The sequence below is a fragment of the Paenibacillus dakarensis genome (assembly GCF_001373415.1).
GTDB classification, from domain to species: Bacteria; Bacillota; Bacilli; order Paenibacillales; family Paenibacillaceae; genus Paenibacillus_AQ; species Paenibacillus_AQ dakarensis.
In genome coordinates this window covers 1-18,542 of the sequence record NZ_CDSE01000012.1, presented here as the reverse complement: position 1 = coordinate 18,542, position 18,542 = coordinate 1, and the positions used below count along the sequence as shown (strand labels likewise).

The following is an 18,542-nucleotide window of genomic DNA, read 5'->3' as shown; positions in this document are numbered from 1 at the left end:
ATCATAGAAGGATATATTTTTAAAAAAACGAACAATGACGAACCATGATGATTGTTCTTTTTAAAGGGGCATAGTTCTATGCGCTGTGCATTTTGCCAGGAATCATAGTGAGATAAATCTAACCCTTGTCACAACTTAATATATAAATAAGACGTTTTTATTATGAAAAGGAATTCTCATTGGTGCAACGTTCAGAATGGACAATGCAATTTCATAAAGGTAAAAGGAGAAGGGTTCCTTATTCAGCCACAGCTTCTGCTAGCAGTTCCTTCTGGCCCATTATTCATAGTCTAAAATGAATATGATTTTTATATTCGAGATCGTGGCTTTTTAACTAGTCGAATAGCTAGACAAGCAAAATGTAAAAATATACTATAAGAGAAGGCTTGAGGTTATCTATCTAATTATTTCAAGAGGAGGCAACATGATGAAGCGATCAGTTTTATTTTATATCTGGGTTGCTATAGTAAGTTACTTAACTGGCCCGCTTGTTTATTCAGTAACTCTTTGGGTTTTAGAAGGTGAGAAGGTTAAAGATATAGATAAATTACTTACCTGGACAGCACCTACGTTTTTTTCCGTCGGTATACTACTTTTTCTTCTTTGTATAATACTTCTTCGTTCAATTAATAAATATAATTTTTGGTCACAGACATTAGCTTTTGCCCTTGTCGGAATCATTCCTATTACAATTGTACCTTTTTTGACTGGTTTCTCTAGTGTATCTAATTTTAATTTTGTGGTTTCCCCAGAAGGAGCACTATTTATTTTATTTTTCACTAGTATTGCTATTATTTGTTCTTACGGTACCTGGGTAGCTCAAAAAAAACTCAACAAAATCCCTTTTATAATCATTTCATTAGTAATATTTATATTGTTTATTATCATAGTATGAAAGAGAATTGAAATACTAATTCACTAAAAAGAGCCCCTGTTTTTCACGAGGGCACTGAAGAACTTACGTTTTTCTTCGGAACTTGCTCAAAGAGATTAAAAAGAAGACATTCTCTCCGTGTTTTGGAGATGAATGTCTTCTTTTTGTCTTCATCATGTTTGTTCACTGTAGGTTTTAGTCTATTAATTTCAATATTCGCTTGAGATTTACAGCGAATATGGCCATCGCACCTTGTAGTTGCATGCCAAGCAGACCCGAGGATGTAGCTACATCATACCCGTGCCCATGTTTGAGTTCACTGTTCTTTGCTTCAATTTTGTAGCGCTCCTTAGATTTTGCTCTGAAATATTCTGTGTCCTGGAACGCCTTCTGCTCCAAATGTTCCTCAGATTTTACTGTCACGGAATACGTCTTGCTCTTAGCTCCTTCTGTGTAACAACCTTCTTTAAACAAACAGCGTTTGCAGATCTCCACATCGAAAAAATAAGTGTCCTGCTGGTTTTTACTTACACCTTTTTTTCCCTGTCGCGCTTTTCGAATCGCCATATGTCCGGCTGGACAAACGTACATACCGGCATCTTTATTGAACAGAAACTCGTCTTCTTTTCTACGAGCACCTTGTGTAATGAGCGGATTGAGTTTCGCTACAAGTTCAATCTCGTTTTGTTTCGTGTAGATCAAATTATCCTTCTCAGAATACGCCGTATCCCCAATCACCGTTTCGACCTGCATCCCGGCGGCTTGGCTTTTTTCGATCAGCATCTGCAATTGCTTGCCGTCATTTTTTTCCCCTGTCGTAATAATTGCTGCCGTTATTATTCGTTCCTCAGTCATCGCTAGATGAGTTTTGTAACCGAAAAAGGCGCTATCTGCGCTCTTGTGTCCCACGCGTGCGTCTGGATCTGCTGCAAGGCTAAGTTGCTCTACATCATCCTCAATCGTCTCTTTCAGAAGATTAAATGGCTCCGCAATTTTCGGCATCTGGGCGATTCCGGATTCTTCTTCGACGAAAGCGACAAGCTTTTGGCAGTAGATAATTTCGTCTTCAAGCACGTTATTCACATTCTTTGCTGGCATTTTAGCTTTGAGCGACTCATCCAAGCTGTAAACAACCTTTCGGAGTTTCCGTGCACGTTCTTGCAGGATTTCTTGCGGTGACTTCTGGTTATATCGCGATTTCGTATGCGTGGCGTCTACGATGATAGAGGTACTTTTTAGGATACCTTGCTTCATCGCTAGCGCTACAGTTTGCCCAATGAGCATGTCGAGCAGATTCATGTCTTTTAATCGTAGTTTGCGGAATTTTGTTAGAGAACTTGGATCAATTACCGGGTCCTCCGGTGCCATACCCAGAAAAAATTTGAAGGACAGATCATACTTAGAGCGTTCGACAATGTCTTTGTCAGAGAGTTCATAAATAGCTTTCAGTAATAGATATTTAAACATGCGAATCGGATCAATGGCGTTACGCCCATTGTCCAAACAATATTTTTCCTCCAGTTCCTTATATATGAAGGCGAAGTCCACCAGTTCATTGATTTGACGAAGCATATTATCTTTTGGTACCACAATGTCATACAGTGCCGCATAAGGACTCAGAACCAAGGTTTGTTGTTGTCTAATCATCCGCTCACCTACTCTCCATGATGATTAATTATAAGCGAAAAAAGGTACGGCTCCTCATTTTTTTTGAGGAGCCGTACCTTTTTTTTGAGAGGACTTTTTCAGTGCCCTCGTTTTTCACAAGGGGCTCTTTACTGCCTGAACTGTAGTCATAACTATGGGTGTTTAGACTGTCCTATTCACCGAATGTTCCATCGGAGGAGCTAGAGACGCAGGCGTCTCACCAGTTACACGCGGATCATGCGTATAAATACGAGTTGGTGTGCCGTAGTCTACGCGCTTATAAATTTCATGTGCTGGATAGCCATCGTGTGTGCCATTTACGGTTACTTTACCTGTATTAGTTACAGTAATTGTATATTCCCAATCAATTGCTGGAGCAGAGCTAACTAGCGGGTTAGCTGCACTGGCGCGCAACTTGAAAGTAGCCGATGTACTAGAGATGCTCTGATTTGAAATAGTAAGACCATCGGAAGAGGCATGGCCGGTAAATTGTCGGAGTACCTCTCCAGTTTCAAGATCAACTGTTCTTTCAATCGTCGAGCCTACGGATTTAAAATGCTTAATTTCTTTTTTATTGAAATCAACTACAACGTGCTGAGTCATTTTCGAGAGTTCGGGCTGGTTCTCCGTATAGTATGTGAACTCCCTGTTATTACCATTGAATTGAACAACAACCTCAGACGTTCGCATGTAATCGATCCATGCTTGTGGAATAAATGCTGCCAAACGTACCTCAACAATACTAGCCATATATATTACCTCCTTTAAATTGTTGAAGGCGGTTCTTCAATTTTCCCGGGAGTTGAAGTTTTTCGCGTCTTCACAATGAAGGAAAGATAACCGGTAATTATACAACCATGAAGTTCATACTTTTGTTATGTTAAGAATACGGAAAGGAAACAGAACTCGTTCGAACGCTGTTTGAAGAAATCCGTCACCCGCTCATCCACTTGATTCGTAATGTAGCAGACCAAGGAATTGAAGATCCTGGTACGCGTGTTTCTCAAGGAAAATCTTCCTCACGAACGCTGACCATTAAAGCTGCACATGAGAACAATCAGGTTGTGATTTATGTGAAGGACGATGGGGCGGGTATCGATCACGAGCGTATGAGGCTGTCTGCGGTAAAAAAAGGGATGTTGTCCGAAGGAGAAGCAGCACCCTTACGGACAGAGAGGCAGTGGAACTGATATTCCGTCCAGGTTTATCTACGGCAAAAACGGTAAGTGATGTTTCCGGACGAGGCGTTAGAATGGATATTGTCAAAAGTCATATCGAAAAATTAAATGGCTTAATTGATATTCAAACCGCGCCGGGTGTTGGAACGGAGTTTCGTATGAGGCTTCCTCTCACGCTAGCGATTATTGATGGTATGATTATCAAGCTATCCGGACAAACCTTTATTATTCCGATGAGCAGCATTGCAGAAATAGTCCGCATTAAAGCGGTCGATCTGGGGCGTATTCAGGGGAAACGTATACTTTTACTTCGCTTAAAGTGCTGCTGGTCGGTGATTCGTTGTTTATGAGACGCTGGCTCGATCGTTTGCTAGAGGAAGATAACTCCACGAAATTGTCGGATCGGCTGTCGATGGCTCGCAAAGAATCCGTATGGTTAAGAAGCTGCGACCTGATGTTGGTGACCATGGAAGTAGAACTGGCAGCGATAGATGGGGTAGAAGTGTGGGAACGATTTCTGGATGAATTCCCAACACGGATAATCATCTTCAGCTCTCTCAATCGTGCTGCAGCAGATGTGACGGTCGGAGCAATTCAGAGAGGTACGATTGATATTGTGGTCAAGCCAAATGGGGAATCTAGTCAGATTCTGAATATGATATCAGAGATCATCGGCCACCACTATCTTCATTGATTTCCACCCGAAAATATACAGGTCGGCCTTATTCCGAGCCTTAGGTCCATCAGAGTCCAAAAACAGAATGTACAAGCGATGGAGTTCGCATACTCTTTTTCATTGATTAATACAGGAAAAATATGTAATGTAGAATCAGATGAATCTCGGAGGTGCAATTCTTGAAAAGAAAAGTTCTAATTGCCACGATATCGCTTAGTGTTTTATTTGTAGGGGTCGTAAGCGCAGCAAGCCTGTGGGGAACCTATAAAGGCAATAATATCATCAGGGTAACATCAGAAGGTAAGCAGCTGCGAGTAGGGGATGTTCCGGCAATTAGCTATAACGGGAGAACGATGATCCCAATAAATATGCTTAATCAAATTGGGGTTAGCTATACTTGGGATTCAAAGAATCAGACAGTCGATGTTAATACCCAAAATGTTACAACAATTCTGAATACAAAAAATTACATAATTGCAGCGGACATTTTTAAATCCTTAGAAGATGTAGGAGAAGAACTTAGGATTGTCAGTCAAGTTTTCGATCATACAGTAACAGCTCAAGCTGCGGACATACCGTTAAGAGATGATTTCACTAAACGCCTTAATAATGCGATTAACAGCTATAATTCAATGGTAGATAATGCTACTGTGAAGATGTATGGATTGACTGTTCCTGAGATAAATACCATACTAAATCAATACAATGAGAGCATTAATGACTTAAAAGCCAACTTAGCTGTAGTAAATAAAATGATTGAAACATCGTATAAGCCAGATATTAAGTTTTATGAGGATTACGTAACATTAGGTATGAAAACTGATGCCCTTATAACTTCAGGAACCGAATTATCGCAAAAAAAATATGCCCACTACATTAATCTTTCGACCAAGTGATGCATGTATATATACAGCTAGAACATCAGAAACAATAACCCAATTAATTAAAAGTAGGAAAAAAAGGTGTCGGGTGACAAAAACATAGTAAACATTAGAAACCGCTGATTATGCGGTTTTTTTATTTATGTTATCAAGTTCTTGTCATTGTGTTTTGACAAGAACTTGATAACATTCCCGACAGATGATGACAAAAACATGGTTACATTCACGATATGAGGTCTTCAACGTGGTAGTGACACAAATTTCCCCTCATGATCGGCGGAATGAGACAAAACAAACCTGGTGAATGAAAAGATGCATTAACATTAATCTGATTATTAGAAAATTAAGCAAAATAAATGATGTTATTATCTATGCCGCAGCTAATAGGGGGAGATTTGTGTCAATTAACAATAGATAGAACAAAAAAAAACAAAAAATTCGCAAATGCACTTTAGTATAGTTCTTTAGACATATGTACAAAATACTGATTTTATGTAATAGACTAAAGCGGTAAAGCATTAAAGTGATTAAATAATTTTATTGTTATAAATAAATAATGTATGTAGAACTTGATAACATTGCCACGATCCCATACTCAGCCGGTTATATTAATAAAAACAGCAGCTGATCTAAACCGATCGCTGCTGTTTTTATTAAGCTATCGTTTCCCGTTTAGTTCAACCACCATAAGTTATCAAGAGTTATTATTCAATACTCTGAAACCATTCAGGATGTTCATCTCTAGTTATAACCATCCATAGGGAATTGTGGCAAACAGGAGTATGTTCTGTTCTTCCGTTCATTTAATTTTAGTCTTACTCACCTACCATACCGTCACCATCACGATCATCCATGTATTTGTATAACCAATGATCACTCGTTATTGGCATACTATAACCGGCTGCTTTCGCTTCTTTTATCGTTATCTTCCCGTTACCATTGGTATCAACACTAGAAAGATCATCTTTTGTATTTGGATTAGTCGCTTTTGTGTTAGGACTTTTTGAATCAGAAGGCTTACTGTCTGTTAAACCAAGGGTTTTGTTTACTTCGTCAGGATTCAAATATCCGAGATTGAAAGATTAGTCCTGATCAGCTTATCCTTCGCATACTCGATCCGCTTCTGCTGAACGAATTCTACCGGTGTCTGGCCTGTCACTCTTTTAAACGTTCGCTGTAAATGATAGGGACTTCCATGACAATAATCAGCCAGATGTCCGAGTGTAATTGTTTCAGTGAAGTTGTTCTCGATATATGATATGATCTGCTCCACCCATTCCTGGTCCGGCAATCGGTCTCCTGTAGGTTTGCATCGTTTGCAAGGCCGGAATTGTGCAGCGAGTGCTTCTTTGGCGTTAGAAAATATTCGAACATTAGATTTCACCGGAGCCTTGGATTTACAGGAGGGCCTGCAAAAAATACCCGTTGTCTGTACCGCATATATAAACTGATCATCATAACGGGTATCATTGTGAATAATAGCTGTCCACTGCTCATCCGATGGATATTCAGTCAACCGGTCTTTCGATAAATCTTGAGAATCAGGCAGTGATTGATTACGTCGATCCATTTTCGACACACCTCCATCCACAGTATACCCTTGTGCACGTGCATATGTATGCTTTTTGGAACGTAAAAGCAAGATAATGAAATTTTTCGCAGGGCTTTTGTGATACAACTATAATATGGAATATTTAAATCTATTGGAGGATTTCGCATGTCTCACAAATACAAGCAATTGGAGCCTGAGCGCCAAATCAAGCTGCCGGTACCACCGGAATTCAGTTTTAAGGAAAACTTGAAATATTTATCAAGATCATCAAACGAATGCTTATTACGTATTCATGATAATAAAGTCTATAAAGCAATAGCCACAGGGACAAATATTTACGTTTTAGAGGTAAGCGAAGATCTGGAATCGCCTCAGACTCTATCTGTTCATATTCTTGGACCCGACGTGCCTAATTCGATGGACCGTAAAGAAATTGCCCTTCATGTAAGGGAGTGGTTCGATCTTGATACGGACTTAGCTCCATTTTATAAAATGGCAAAACAGGATAAAATCCTGGAAGGAGCCGCTCAACAATTTTATGGTCTTCGCAATATGGGAATACCCGACTTGTTCGAAGCCATATGCTGGGGGATCATCGGGCAGCAGATTAATTTAGCCTTCGCCTATACACTCAAGCGGCGCCTGGTGGAGAGGTACGGCCGAAGTATTCTATATGAAGGGGATCTTTACTGGGTATTTCCTGTACCGGAGACGATCGCCAGCTTGAGTGTGGAAGAAATGGAGGACCTGCGTATGACCGTCAAAAAACGAGAGTATCTGATTGATGTCGCGAAGCTGTTCGTGAACGGACAACTTAGTAAGGAATCTCTGCTCCTTGCCGCAGACTGTAAGACTGCAGAGAAGATGCTCGTCAAGATCCGCGGGATTGGACCCTGGACGGCCAATTATGTATTAATGCGCTGTCTTCGGTATGCGTCAGCGTTTCCAATTGATGATGTCGGACTCCATAATGCCATTAAACATGTTCTTCAGGCAGAGGAAAAACCAACAAAGGAAGAGCTTCGGCAGCTATCATCCGGTTGGACCAACTGGGAATCGTATGCCACATTTTATTTATGGAGACTCCTGTATTAGATCTGGAGCAATAACCTGATTTGCATATTTTTAGGCTCAGAAGAGACACTATACATGCCTGTACTATATCCAAGGAGGTGTCCATATGAGCAAACGCAATTCCAATGAGCCGACAAAGTCAGAGGTGTATACCACGAAACTGAACAAAATGCCTGTCCCGGGCGAAGGCCTGGATAACACAGAATTTTCTGCTGAGGCAGCGGCAGAGGTATTTATGAATAATCCTCCGTCCTCTGAAAAGACTTCAAAAAATCAACAGTAAAATAACAAAGACCTCAAGGACAGCCCAGGTTAGGGCGCCTTGAGGTCTTTCTTACCATCCCGTTCTTAATCCGTATTCGCGCGACTATTTAATATCCCTTCCCTTTCTAAATTCAATCTCACTTTATCCTGAAAATCTGATCTTGATGGAGATGGTTAAACCAGTTTCATCTGGCTTGATATGACTCCCAGGTGAATCGCTTCATGCATTAAAGCAAAATTAAACAATTCTCCAGATGTATAGAATGTGAACGGCCCCATCTCAAATGGAGTTTGAAGGTTGCGATCAAGCATCTCTGGCGTCAATTCGGACATTCGGGACAGTTGGGCCGACAAATGCTCAAGCAGCTCTTCCTTCGACGGTGGCAATGTTGTCCAATCTGATAGTTTTGTTCCCGAATTAAGCAATGTCTCGTATTGTTCTGGAATATCAGTAGGTGTATCGAAGCTAAGCGTTGCAAATTTATCCATCAAATATATGATATGACCGGCATTCCAGCGAACCGTGTTATTGAAGCCCTCTGGCTGTGTATCAAACTGTGTCTCTGATACATTTTCCAGTTGGCCGATGATAAGTTGATGAAGTACCTTTCCCGTATTTCTAATTGCTTGTGTCACACGATGAGAGTATTTCAGCCGTTACTCTACTCAATCCAACACCACGTCAGGATATCTGCATCATCTAGCGTACGGACAAATACATGGGGCAGGCTGCGAAGTTGTTTATAGAAGAATTACAATCCTATATTCAAAATATTGAAGATCAAATTGCTCGTTCATTAGGATAACCGATGAGACAGCCGTGGACTACCTCACATATTGATCCTAAGAAGGGGTCACTCTTTAATAAACGCGGCTTCCAAGGCACCTGTATCTTCGAATCCACGAAAGTACTTAATCTTCCCTTGTTCCACTTCGCAAACTACAGCCCAGTAGCTCTCAAAATACTTATTGGTCGGGCGGATTCGATGCTTAAATCGGCCCCAAGCAAAAGCTGAACCATCATCACCCATAATCTTGAGGATCTCAAACTCTTGCGTGTCAAGATCCTTCTCAAACTTGGATAATAACGATCTTACCCCCTCTGTGCCAAGGTATGTTCCATAGAAGTGATGTCTGTCTGATTTCTTATCGTATCCTGCAATAAATTTTGCATCTTGGTGTACATAAGTTAATTGAATTAACACCTCCTTTTCTAGAGTGATGAATCTTTCATTACTCTAACTTACAACTTCATTGTAATGTTCTCATGTATACGCAACAATATCGTGATTCCGATGATTCCCATCATTTTCACTAATGGTACTGGGTGTCACATGTACGGATATTCCTTTCAATTGATGGCAAACTACTACCGTTCTCTTTGAGCATCCTTTTGATGATCTACTCTTTGCGCGAAAACAGATCAAACATGTTACACTATTCGTGTGGGCATTTGGCCATACTGACGTATCAATCACATTACTCATGGAGGAATATACATATGAAATCTTTTGAAACCATGCTCGAAAAATACGCTGAACTTGTTGTTAAAGTAGGTGTTAACATTCAGCCCGGACAGGTACTGATCGTGAATGCACCTCTCGAAACCGTTGATTTAACCCGATTGATTGTATCCAAGGCGTATGAAGCCGGTGCAAAATATGTTCAAGTTGATTGGGATGATGAGCGAATTACCCGTATCCGTTATGAGAAAGCATCAGACGACTCATTTAGTTATTATCCCAAGTGGCAGGCAGATATGATGGAACAACTCGCTGAAGGTGGTGGTGCTGTGCTTAGCATTAAGGTGCCGGACCCTGAGTTATTCCGTGGTATTGATTCCACCAAAGTCTCTACGGCGGTAAAAGCCGCTTCTGTTGCAAGGGAAAAATACCAAACTTATGTACGCAACAACCAGGTGAGCTGGTCTCTGATTAAGGCACCTACACTGGCTTGGGCAAATAAAGTGTTTGCAGATCTGCCTGAAGAGAAACGCCTTGATGCTATGTGGGAAGCGGTCTTCCAGATGAATCGAGTGTATTCTGAAGATCCGGTTGCTGCTTGGCGAGAACATATTAGTGAGCTTAAAAAGAGACAGGATTATATGAATGAGAAGCGTTATAAAAGATTTCATTACCGTGCACCAGGAACCGATTTGCATGTGGAAATGCCTGAAGGCTATCTCTGGCTGGGTGGCGGGGATTATAATGAGTCTGGTGTATATTTTGTTGCTAATATGCCAACAGAAGAAATATACACGATGCCTTTGCGTACAGGTGTAAACGGAACGGTAACCAGCACATTACCTCTTAATCTGAACGGAAGACTTGTTGAAGGAATCACTTTAACCTTTAAGGATGGCAAAGTCGTAGAATATGATGCCAAATCAGGGCTCGAACATTTAACATCTTTACTCGAAACGGATGAGGGTGCTTCCTATCTTGGAGAGATGGCACTCGTCCCTTATGACTCCCCAATCTCTCATATGAACCGCGTCTTCTACAATACGGGTGTTGATGAGAATGCTTCCTGCCACTTCGCACTTGGCAGTGCTTATCCTGTTAATATCGAAGGCGGAACAAAACTGAGCAAAGAAGAGCTCTTAGCCAAAGGTGTAAATGTAAGTTTAACCCATGTCGATTTCATGATCGGTTCAGCAGACCTCGAAATTGACGGAGAACTGCTTGATGGAACCATAGAGCCAGTCTTCCGCAATGGAAGCTGGGCTTAAAGCTTGTCCAAACACCAAGACCCCGCGATTAACTCGCGGGGTCTTGGTGTCCACTTTTCAAGTGATATTTCTATACACAAAAGGGTGCTGAAATTCCAGCACCCTTTTGCTATATATCATAATCGGGATGACACGATTTGAACATGCGACCCCCTGGTCCCAAACCAGGTGCTCTACCAAGCTGAGCTACATCCCGTTATTTTATATATAAAAAGCGGACGACGGGAATCGAACCCGCGACCCTCGCCTTGGCAAGGCGATGCTCTACCGCTGAGCCACGTCCGCGAAAGCATGGTGCGCGTGAAGGGACTCGAACCCCCACGTCAAAGACGCTAGATCCTAAGTCTAGTGCGTCTGCCAATTCCGCCACACGCGCACAAGTTAAAACTAATGGTGAGCCATGAAGGACTCGAACCTTCGACACCCTGATTAAAAGTCAGGTGCTCTACCAACTGAGCTAATGGCTCTCAATAAAAGACTAGAGAATGGATTACGGAACTGACGGGATACTCTCTCTTCGTTCGAGACTGCGAAGTATTCCTCCCGAAGTTTATGCTCCGACGAACCCATTTCGGATTCTCACCCTGATGTTAATTCAATAGTGGCGGAACTGACGGGATTCGAACCCGCGATCTCCTGCGTGACAGGCAGGCATGTTAGGCCTCTACACCACAGTTCCCCAATATATTATCTGGTGCCGGCGAGAGGACTTGAACCCCCAACCTACTGATTACAAGTCAGTTGCTCTACCAATTGAGCTACACCGGCGTATTCAACAACTTCAAAAATTCAATGGTGGAGGCTGAGGGGTTCGAACCCCCGACCCTCTGCTTGTAAGGCAGATGCTCTCCCAGCTGAGCTAAGCCTCCATATAAATGCTCCGACGAACCGTTGGGGTTCTCATCCCCTGAAGCAAGTAAGTAAGTGGTGACCCGTAGGGGATTCGAACCCCTGTTACCTCCGTGAAAGGGAGGTGTCTTAACCCCTTGACCAACGGGCCATAATTTAAAATTCTTACGTATAAAATACCTCTACATACAATTCGTTAGGTACTTTATTTTGTACACCATCTCTCAGCGGCGACTCATTTAATATATCATATCACTAGATACAGGTCAATAACTTTTTTAAAAAAATTGTTCTTTTCATTCGCTATGCCCTATTTTCTAACTTTGTACCTTAAAAACCTGGCGTTTGTAAAGAAAAGCCGATCAAGAAATTACTGCAGATATACAAAAAAACCAATGTCCGGTACATTATTTTTCAACAACTCGACACATTTTCAAACCTGGAGAAGGAGGTGATGAGGTTTTTGATTAAAACTGAAGTGCAACAATCATTGCAAAAAGAGCCGTCTGCCGCTCGCTCCCTCTCCCGAACCAGAACCCTCTGGAAGAACTGGGAGCTGTATCTGCTCATCCTCCCTGTTGTGGTGTATTACATTATTTTTCATTATATACCCATGTATGGTGTGCAGATCGCATTTAAAGACTTCATCGCGTCAAAAGGGATTACAGACAGTCCTTGGGTAGGCTTTAAACATTTTGAACGTTTTTTTGACAGCTACTATTTTGAAAGATTGATTACGAACACGCTTGAAATCGGTCTTTATGAGTTAGCGGTGGGCTTTCCAGTCCCTATCCTACTCGCACTCATGATCAACGAGGTGCAAAGCAAGAAATTTAAGAAGACCATTCAAACGGTCACCTATGCCCCTCACTTTTTATCTACTGTAGTGCTTGTGGGTATGTTGTTCATTTTTCTCGATCCCAATTCCGGCATGATCAATACGATCATTCGCTTGTTCGGCGGTGACCCGGTTGCTTTTATGACTCAGCCTGGATGGTTCAAGACTATTTATGTATTTTCCGGTGTCTGGCAGTCCATGGGATGGAGCTCCATCATTTATTTAGCTGCCCTGACCGGCATCGATCCGCAGCTTCATGACGCTGCCAAGGTGGACGGCGCTTCCCGCATAAAACGAATCTGGCACATCAACCTGCCCGGCATTCTGCCAACCATTATCATTTTGCTTATTATGAACGTCGGATCCATAATGGCAGTAGGGTTTGAAAAGGTCTTCCTCATGCAAAATGATCTAAACCGTGATAGCTCGGACGTTATTGCAACCTATGTATATCGGAGCGGGATATTAGGTGCCCAGTACAGCTTCTCTGCTGCCGTCGGCCTGTTTAATTCGATTATTAACTTCATTTTGCTTGTCACGGTCAACTTCATTTCCAAAAAGGTGGGACAAACAAGCCTATGGTAAAAGAATCTGCGGGCGACCGCCTCTTTGACATCATTAACTATACTCTTCTGGCCATCGTTCTAATCATTGTCCTCTACCCACTTATCTTTGTGGCCGTAGCATCGATCAGCAGTCCGGCTGCCGTTGTTAAAGGCGAGGTATGGCTTTTTCCCAAAGAAATAAACTTCACCGGTTATGAAAAAGTATTTGCGAATAAAGAAATTCTGAAGGGCTATATGAACACCATTCTTTATACCGTTGTAGGCACGATCGTCAATGTGGTTATGACCATTTTGGCAGCTTATCCCCTGTCCCGAAAAGATTTTCGTGGACGCAGCATATTCACTGCACTCTTTGTTTTTACCATGTTCTTTAGCGGCGGGTTAATTCCGACTTATCTGATCGTTAAGGACCTCGGAATGACCAACACGATGTGGGCACTGATTATCCCTAACGCGGTAGCTGTCTGGAATATTATAATTATGCGGACCTTCTTCCAGCAGAGTATCCCGTTTGAAATCCAGGAATCGGCCCAAATCGACGGCTGCGGTAACTTCAAAATTTTGCTTAGAATCATCCTCCCTCTCTCAATGCCTATTGTGGCGGTCATGACTCTTTTTTACAGCGTTGCACACTGGAACTCCTTCTTCAGTGCATTGATCTATCTGACAGAGAGGGACAAATATCCGCTTCAGCTCCTTCTAAGAGAAATTCTGATTCAAAGCAACATGCAGGACATGATCCAGACCAGTGAGGAATCGCTGGCCAAAACCATTATGGAGGCGGAGTCGATCAAATACGCACTTGTCATTGTGGCCAATCTGCCAATATTGATGCTGTATCCTTTTCTTCAACGTTATTTTGTAAAAGGCATGGTCATTGGAGCGATCAAAGGTTAAACTTCAATTCATATATTAAGGGGGCTTATTATGAGTAAATCCATGAAGCTGTTTCTATCCGGTCTAAAAATATCGCTGGTTGCAGTACTGTCATTTTCAATCCTCGCTGGCTGCAGCGGCGGAGGCTCTAAAGGATCTACGGAGGGCGAAGCGCCCGAGGTTTCCAGCAACTTGAACCCTACGGGTCTTCCGATTGTCAAGGAACCGATCACTTTGAAGATGATCGCTGGCAAGGCGCCTACCACTGCTCCTGATTGGAACAAAACCATGCTGTGGCAGGAATACGAAAAAATGACCAACATCAAGGTTGAGTGGGAAATGGTACCGAGTGATACGATGACGGAAAAACGTAACATATTGCTGGCTGGTGGCGATTACCCACATGCCTTTTTCACGGCAGGCATTCCGCTTGCTGATCTTCAGAAATACGGTCAAGAGGGAATTTTCATCAAACTGAATGATTTAATTGATCAATATGCACCAAATTTGAAAGCGCTTTTAGATAAATACCCTGAAATTAAAAAGGGTCTGACGATGCCAGACGGCAACATTTACTCCTTCCCTGGTATTTATGATCCGGAATTTAAATCAGTGCACTCGGGTTCAAAAATGTGGATCAAACAAACCTGGCTGGATGAGCTTGGCTTGAATGAGCCTCAAACGACGGATGATTTTTATAACATGCTGAAAGCTTTTAAAGAAAAGGATCCGAACAAAAACGGGCAACAGGACGAAATTCCTTACATGGCTGTCGGGATTGATCCCTTGATGAACTATTTAAAGGGCTCTTGGGGGCTGAGCAATCACGGAATCCGAAATCCTAATGTGGATCAGAAGCCGGAATCCGAAGAACTCCGCTTTATTCCGACCGACCCGAATTATAAAGAAATGCTGGAATTCATGAACAAGCTGTATAAAGAAAAGTTAATCGGTGAGGACATTTTTACTGTCCAGGCTAATCAATTTTATGCCAAGGGTGCTGAAGGCATCTATGGTTCAACCATAACGACAAGTCCTTATACGCTGATGAGCCAGGATGATTATATTGGAGCCACAGCATTGAAAGGGCCTCACGGAGATCAAATCTGGGCTGCAACGGGATCACCTTTAGCTAATCCAGGCGCTTTTGTCATTACTGATAAAAATCCGAATCCTATTGAAACCGTTCGATGGATTGATCACCTGTATGGTGAAGAAGGCAGTAAAATGTTCTTCATGGGCTTTGAAGGGAAGTCATATAATGTCACGGCTGACGGACAGTATGAATATACGGATGAAATCATCAAGGACCCAAGCGGACTTACTTTCGAGCAAGCATTGATTAAGTATGTTGTATGGCCAGGAGGCGGTTACCCCAATGTTGTCCAAGAAAAATTTTTCAAGGGTGCGGAGAGCACACCCGAAGCGGTAAAAGCCGCTGAAAAATTCGATCCATTTATTCCTGAAGAAATATGGCCAGCCTTCTCTTTTACAGCCGAGGAGAACGAGGATATGGGTACACTGGGAGCAGACATTAACAGCTACGTAACTGAGATGAGAGCCAAATTCGTTTCCGGTAATGCTTCCTTTAATGAATGGGATAACTACGTTAGCACTATAAACCAAATGGGTCTTGAGCGGTATATGGAAATTTACAAAAATGCGTATAATCGTTATAAACAGAATTAATGATATTGTGCAGCTGACGATCGGGATGCTTTCTTCTTTCCCGATCGTTGCTGTACAATCATCCTTTATGACGGGAGGCCAAGTTGCGCATGATCAAAAGCCAGCGATTCTACCGATATTTCATGTCTTACATATTCATAACGGTAATATCTCTGTCGATCATGAGCGGTGTTGTATACAATCTGGTATTAAGTTCTATGAGTGACGAAGTCCGACACAGCATGGTGAATTCACTCGATCAATTTCGAAATGCCCTTGATCAGCGGATTCAAGAAATGGATCGGATGGCACATCAAATTTCGAATCATAAGAATCTCACACCTTTTAAGACGACGTCAACGGGCTACGGCTCCTACCTGGCGATCGATGAATTGAAACAGTTCCTCTCCACCAACCGTTTTATTTCGGATATTGTCATTCATTATAACAGCCGCAAAGCAGACACTCTCTATGCCGCTAGCGGAACCTATGAGATTAACCATTTTTTTAACGATATCTTTCGTTTCAAGCATTGGGATCAAGATCAATTTATTTTTGATAGCGCTTCCATCTCGTCGCCTGTCATGCGTCCTATGGATTCAGTGCTGGTCAATCAGGTTGCAGAACAAAATTATGTCGTCTATTCTGTCCCATTGGTAGGCAGCGCTGATACCCCTTACGGCACAGTAATGTTTCTTATTCCTGAAGAATCCTTCAACCAGCTAGCCGCCAATGTACTCGGTGATTATAACGGTTCCGTGTATATTTTTGGTGAACAGAGCCAGAATATTTATACTTTTAACCGAGGTACCACGAATAAGGGTCTCATGAACGCTCTAACCAGCAAAATGCCAGGAGACCTCAAACCATGGAGTATTAATCAGTTCCTTTATCAGAACAAGGAATACACAGTTGCCAAAAAGAATTCCTCGACAAAGAGTTATCGCTATCTTGCAGCTCTTCCTTCAGATCAAATTATGTACAAAGTGGATCAAGTAAAAGACATCTATAACATTACCGTATTTGCTATCTTTCTTTTTGGTGTAGCCTTTGCGACCGCCCTGTCGGTTCAAAATTATAAGCCGCTTCAAAAGCTTATGCGAGTAATTGCTGAGCAATATCCGGCTGTACCTCTATCTCCACCTCCAGGCAAAAAAGACGAACTGGAAGTCATTTCATCAGCTGTAGCCAATATGATCCGTGAAAACGAGGGGCTTATCCACCAGCTTCATCACCAAGCAATTGAGTTAAGGGAGCAATTTGTACTCTCTCTGATCCGTGGAAAATATAAAACCAGAGAAGATATTAACAGTTATCTTTATTCCGCTAATCTGCCGCTGTTCGATCCCTTCTTTGCTGTATTTTTGTTATATATCGATGATTATGAAGCATTCCGGGCAGAATATTCAGATGCCATGCAGAGTCATCTTAAAAGCAGTCTCATGAAGGTTCTTGAGGAAGCAGCTGACGGAATCGGGCAAAGCTGTGGAGCTGAGCTTTTAGACGGACGCAGCATGGTATTTATACTAAATCTGAAAGACGTTCAAAATAAAGAGGCTATCCTTCGCCAATATGCTGAACAAGTGATGTCTCTCATCCGGCATTATTTCCGATTTACCGTCACGATAGGCGTCGGATGCACTTATCCTGAGGTTAATCGGATTTCGCAATCCTTTATCGAAGCGAGCCACGCTGCACGCTATCGGCTGATGCATGGCGGCAGCCGGATCATATATTACCCTGACATCGAACGCAATGATGTATCAAAGCGGTCATATCCTGTAGAAATTTTAGATCAATTGGTTAAATCCATTCGACAAGGCGATCAATCCACGGTGGCAGAAGCAGTACAAAAAGCCATGACATACATCAAGGATCAGAACATGAGTGTGGAGATTGCTTTGTTTATCTGTTTTGATATCGTCAACAATGTGGCTAAGACGCTCATTGAGTTGGAGATCGAGCTTGACGAAGCAGCCAATGAGTCCTTGGGTAAATTATTCGTTCCACATCTGGAAACGATAGAGGAGCTGGAACGGTTAATCACGGACATCTGCCTTCAGGTCTGCATTACCACCAGCAGCAAAAAAGAAAGCGGAAACACGGAACTGCTTGAACAGATCAAAGCTTTTATTGATGAAAACTATAAAAACCAGTCGCTCTCTTTAAAAAGCATTGCTGACCAGTTCGGCATTTCAGCTTCTTATGCTACTCGTTTCTTTAAGAATCAGACAGGTGAGTCCCTTATGCGTTATATAGATGGTTTACGGATGCAGGAGGCTAAGCAGCTGCTGAAAACAACCGAGCTTACGCTGAAAGATATTTTGTTCGAGGTTGGTTATATCGACTCCACTAACTTTATCCGTAAATTTAAGCGAAATGAAGGTCTGACTCCGATTCAGTACCGTAATCTTATGAATTAAGGATTCTAATCGGAGATTCATGTTGTTCTTAAGTTCTCTGCAACAAAAAACACTACCGATAAAATCGGTAGTGTTTTCAGGTTGTTCGCTTGGCGACGTCCTACTCTCCCGGGACCCTTCGGTCCAAGTACCATCGGCGCTGGAAGGCTTAACGGTCGTGTTCGGGATGGGTACGCGTGGAACCCTTCCGCTATCGCCACCAAACATGCATTTGTAAAACAAATGCTATAAATCAGGTTTCAGCATCGCCAAATACTGAAAGTCATATGTGCTGTTCAAAAGTCACTTGTACTTTAGAAAGATCATCTTGACTCCCTGAAAACTAGATACGAAACATCATTTGCGATTAGTCCCCAATGTTTTATCGGGGTCCCCGGAAAGTAATCGGTGTTGCTAAAAAGCTTCACGTCACTTTTTGGGGTATAAGCATATGCTTACGAAGTAG

General features: G+C 42.2%; 16 protein-coding genes, 8 tRNA genes, 1 rRNA gene and 2 pseudogenes. 12 read left to right on the top strand and 15 right to left on the bottom strand.

The features are described from left to right. Nucleotides 1–427 precede the first annotated feature (427 nt). Nucleotides 428–895, top strand: coding sequence for a hypothetical protein (locus tag BN1234_RS03540; protein WP_054955287.1), 468 nt, complete (start codon nt 428–430; stop codon nt 893–895). Between the two features lie 174 nt (nt 896–1,069). Here the strand turns inward: BN1234_RS03540 and BN1234_RS03535 are convergent, their stop codons facing one another. Beyond that, nucleotides 1,070–2,521 carry an IS1182 family transposase gene (locus tag BN1234_RS03535; RefSeq protein WP_054955286.1) on the bottom strand — a complete coding sequence of 484 codons (1,452 nt, stop codon included), beginning with the start codon at nt 2,519–2,521 and terminating at the stop codon, nt 1,070–1,072. Nucleotides 2,522–2,683: 162 nt separating this feature from the next. Next, on the bottom strand, nt 2,684–3,271 hold the full coding sequence (locus tag BN1234_RS03530) for a DUF3238 domain-containing protein (RefSeq protein ID WP_054955285.1): 588 nt from the start codon (nt 3,269–3,271) through the stop codon (nt 2,684–2,686). Between the two features lie 200 nt (nt 3,272–3,471). Here BN1234_RS03530 and BN1234_RS22445 point away from each other — a divergent pair, with 200 nt between their 5' ends. The 4 genes from BN1234_RS22445 to BN1234_RS03510 all read left to right on the top strand — a co-directional run bounded on the left by BN1234_RS22445 (nt 3,472) and on the right by BN1234_RS03510 (nt 5,271). Further along, complete coding sequence (locus tag BN1234_RS22445) at nt 3,472–3,711, top strand: ATP-binding protein (RefSeq protein ID WP_054955284.1); 240 nt, start codon at nt 3,472–3,474, stop codon at nt 3,709–3,711. Then, the gene (locus BN1234_RS22440; RefSeq protein WP_054955283.1) at nt 3,702–4,049 is read left to right on the top strand and encodes an ATP-binding protein; all 348 of its coding nucleotides are present in this window, start codon (nt 3,702–3,704) and stop codon (nt 4,047–4,049) included. Before BN1234_RS22445 ends, BN1234_RS22440 begins: the two co-directional genes overlap by 10 nt. Then, nucleotides 4,046–4,393: a response regulator gene (locus tag BN1234_RS03515; protein ID WP_054955282.1), complete on the top strand. Its 348-nt coding sequence runs from the start codon at nt 4,046–4,048 to the stop codon at nt 4,391–4,393. Before BN1234_RS22440 ends, BN1234_RS03515 begins: the two co-directional genes overlap by 4 nt. Nucleotides 4,394–4,554: 161 nt before the next feature. Further along, nucleotides 4,555–5,271 (top strand): stalk domain-containing protein, encoded by a 717-nt coding sequence (locus BN1234_RS03510; protein ID WP_054955281.1) that lies wholly within the window; start codon nt 4,555–4,557, stop codon nt 5,269–5,271. Nucleotides 5,272–6,071: 800 nt separating this feature from the next. On the opposite strand, the pseudogene BN1234_RS03505 reads toward BN1234_RS03510, so the two are convergent. Both BN1234_RS03505 and BN1234_RS03500 read right to left on the bottom strand, forming a co-directional pair. Further along, nucleotides 6,072–6,320 (bottom strand): annotated as a pseudogene (locus tag BN1234_RS03505) (DNA/RNA non-specific endonuclease); the annotation flags it as partial. Then, nucleotides 6,320–6,826, bottom strand: a pseudogene (locus tag BN1234_RS03500) (bifunctional transcriptional activator/DNA repair enzyme AdaA); the annotation flags it as partial. The pseudogenes BN1234_RS03505 and BN1234_RS03500, both read right to left, overlap by 1 nt. Nucleotides 6,827–6,973: 147 nt before the next feature. Here BN1234_RS03500 and BN1234_RS03495 point away from each other — a divergent pair. Further along, nucleotides 6,974–7,903: a DNA-3-methyladenine glycosylase 2 gene (locus BN1234_RS03495; protein WP_054955278.1), complete on the top strand. Its 930-nt coding sequence runs from the start codon at nt 6,974–6,976 to the stop codon at nt 7,901–7,903. Nucleotides 7,904–7,988: 85 nt separating this feature from the next. Next, entirely contained in the window at nt 7,989–8,165 is a 177-nt protein-coding gene (locus tag BN1234_RS22435; RefSeq protein ID WP_170307980.1) for a hypothetical protein, read from the top strand. A gap of 155 nt (nt 8,166–8,320) precedes the next feature. Here the strand turns inward: BN1234_RS22435 and BN1234_RS03490 are convergent, their stop codons facing one another. Together BN1234_RS03490 and BN1234_RS03485 are read right to left on the bottom strand one after the other, a co-directional pair. Continuing rightward, nucleotides 8,321–8,782: a DinB family protein gene (locus tag BN1234_RS03490; RefSeq protein WP_054955277.1), complete on the bottom strand. Its 462-nt coding sequence runs from the start codon at nt 8,780–8,782 to the stop codon at nt 8,321–8,323. A 218-nt stretch (nt 8,783–9,000) separates the two neighbouring features. Then, nucleotides 9,001–9,351, bottom strand: a complete 351-nt coding sequence (locus BN1234_RS03485; protein ID WP_054955276.1) for a nuclear transport factor 2 family protein — start codon at nt 9,349–9,351, stop codon at nt 9,001–9,003. 296 nt (nt 9,352–9,647) lie between these two features. Between BN1234_RS03485 and BN1234_RS03480 the strand changes: the two genes are divergently transcribed. After that, complete coding sequence (locus BN1234_RS03480; protein WP_054955275.1) at nt 9,648–10,877, top strand: aminopeptidase; 1,230 nt, start codon at nt 9,648–9,650, stop codon at nt 10,875–10,877. Nucleotides 10,878–10,999: 122 nt separating this feature from the next. On the opposite strand, the gene BN1234_RS03475 is transcribed toward BN1234_RS03480, so the two are convergent. The 8 genes from BN1234_RS03475 to BN1234_RS03440 form a co-directional block, all read right to left on the bottom strand. Next, nucleotides 11,000–11,073 (bottom strand) — tRNA-Pro (locus tag BN1234_RS03475). A 17-nt stretch (nt 11,074–11,090) separates the two neighbouring features. Further along, nucleotides 11,091–11,162 (bottom strand) — tRNA-Gly (locus tag BN1234_RS03470). A 7-nt stretch (nt 11,163–11,169) separates the two neighbouring features. Continuing rightward, a tRNA-Leu gene (locus BN1234_RS03465) sits at nt 11,170–11,253 on the bottom strand. Nucleotides 11,254–11,268: 15 nt separating this feature from the next. Further along, nucleotides 11,269–11,344, bottom strand: a tRNA-Lys gene (locus BN1234_RS03460). A 135-nt stretch (nt 11,345–11,479) separates the two neighbouring features. Then, a tRNA-Asp gene (locus BN1234_RS03455) sits at nt 11,480–11,556 on the bottom strand. Nucleotides 11,557–11,569: 13 nt separating this feature from the next. After that, nucleotides 11,570–11,645 (bottom strand) — tRNA-Thr (locus BN1234_RS03450). A 25-nt stretch (nt 11,646–11,670) separates the two neighbouring features. Beyond that, nucleotides 11,671–11,746: transfer RNA gene (locus tag BN1234_RS03445), tRNA-Val, on the bottom strand. 56 nt (nt 11,747–11,802) lie between these two features. Further along, nucleotides 11,803–11,877 (bottom strand) — tRNA-Glu (locus BN1234_RS03440). Between the two features lie 303 nt (nt 11,878–12,180). Between BN1234_RS03440 and BN1234_RS03435 the strand changes: the two genes are divergently transcribed. The 4 genes from BN1234_RS03435 to BN1234_RS03420 all read left to right on the top strand — a co-directional run bounded on the left by BN1234_RS03435 (nt 12,181) and on the right by BN1234_RS03420 (nt 18,097). Next, nucleotides 12,181–13,149, top strand: coding sequence for an ABC transporter permease (locus tag BN1234_RS03435; RefSeq protein WP_054955274.1), 969 nt, complete (start codon nt 12,181–12,183; stop codon nt 13,147–13,149). Further along, complete coding sequence (locus BN1234_RS03430; protein WP_054955273.1) at nt 13,143–14,027, top strand: carbohydrate ABC transporter permease; 885 nt, start codon at nt 13,143–13,145, stop codon at nt 14,025–14,027. Before BN1234_RS03435 ends, BN1234_RS03430 begins: the two co-directional genes overlap by 7 nt. 30 nt (nt 14,028–14,057) lie before the next feature. Beyond that, nucleotides 14,058–15,695, top strand: coding sequence for an extracellular solute-binding protein (locus BN1234_RS03425; protein ID WP_245640081.1), 1,638 nt, complete (start codon nt 14,058–14,060; stop codon nt 15,693–15,695). A gap of 89 nt (nt 15,696–15,784) precedes the next feature. Next, nucleotides 15,785–18,097, top strand: coding sequence for a helix-turn-helix domain-containing protein (locus BN1234_RS03420; RefSeq protein ID WP_054955272.1), 2,313 nt, complete (start codon nt 15,785–15,787; stop codon nt 18,095–18,097). Nucleotides 18,098–18,184: 87 nt separating this feature from the next. On the opposite strand, the gene rrf is transcribed toward BN1234_RS03420, so the two are convergent. Next, a 5S ribosomal RNA gene (gene rrf / locus BN1234_RS03415) occupies nt 18,185–18,301 on the bottom strand. Between the last annotated feature and the right edge of the window lie 241 nt (nt 18,302–18,542).

Coding starts and splice junctions, on each gene's coding strand:
- BN1234_RS03430 (WP_054955273.1), top strand. CDS start 13,143: ATGGTAAAAGAATCTGCGGGCGACCGCCTCTTTGACATCATTAACTAT.
- BN1234_RS03540 (WP_054955287.1), top strand. CDS start 428: ATGAAGCGATCAGTTTTATTTTATATCTGGGTTGCTATAGTAAGTTAC.
- BN1234_RS03420 (WP_054955272.1), top strand. CDS start 15,785: ATGATCAAAAGCCAGCGATTCTACCGATATTTCATGTCTTACATATTC.
- BN1234_RS03480 (WP_054955275.1), top strand. CDS start 9,648: ATGAAATCTTTTGAAACCATGCTCGAAAAATACGCTGAACTTGTTGTT.
- BN1234_RS03530 (WP_054955285.1), bottom strand. CDS start 3,271: ATGGCTAGTATTGTTGAGGTACGTTTGGCAGCATTTATTCCACAAGCA.
- BN1234_RS03535 (WP_054955286.1), bottom strand. CDS start 2,521: ATGATTAGACAACAACAAACCTTGGTTCTGAGTCCTTATGCGGCACTG.
- BN1234_RS03435 (WP_054955274.1), top strand. CDS start 12,181: ATGAGGTTTTTGATTAAAACTGAAGTGCAACAATCATTGCAAAAAGAG.
- BN1234_RS03495 (WP_054955278.1), top strand. CDS start 6,974: ATGTCTCACAAATACAAGCAATTGGAGCCTGAGCGCCAAATCAAGCTG.
- BN1234_RS03425 (WP_245640081.1), top strand. CDS start 14,058: ATGAGTAAATCCATGAAGCTGTTTCTATCCGGTCTAAAAATATCGCTG.
- BN1234_RS03515 (WP_054955282.1), top strand. CDS start 4,046: ATGAGACGCTGGCTCGATCGTTTGCTAGAGGAAGATAACTCCACGAAA.
- BN1234_RS22435 (WP_170307980.1), top strand. CDS start 7,989: ATGAGCAAACGCAATTCCAATGAGCCGACAAAGTCAGAGGTGTATACC.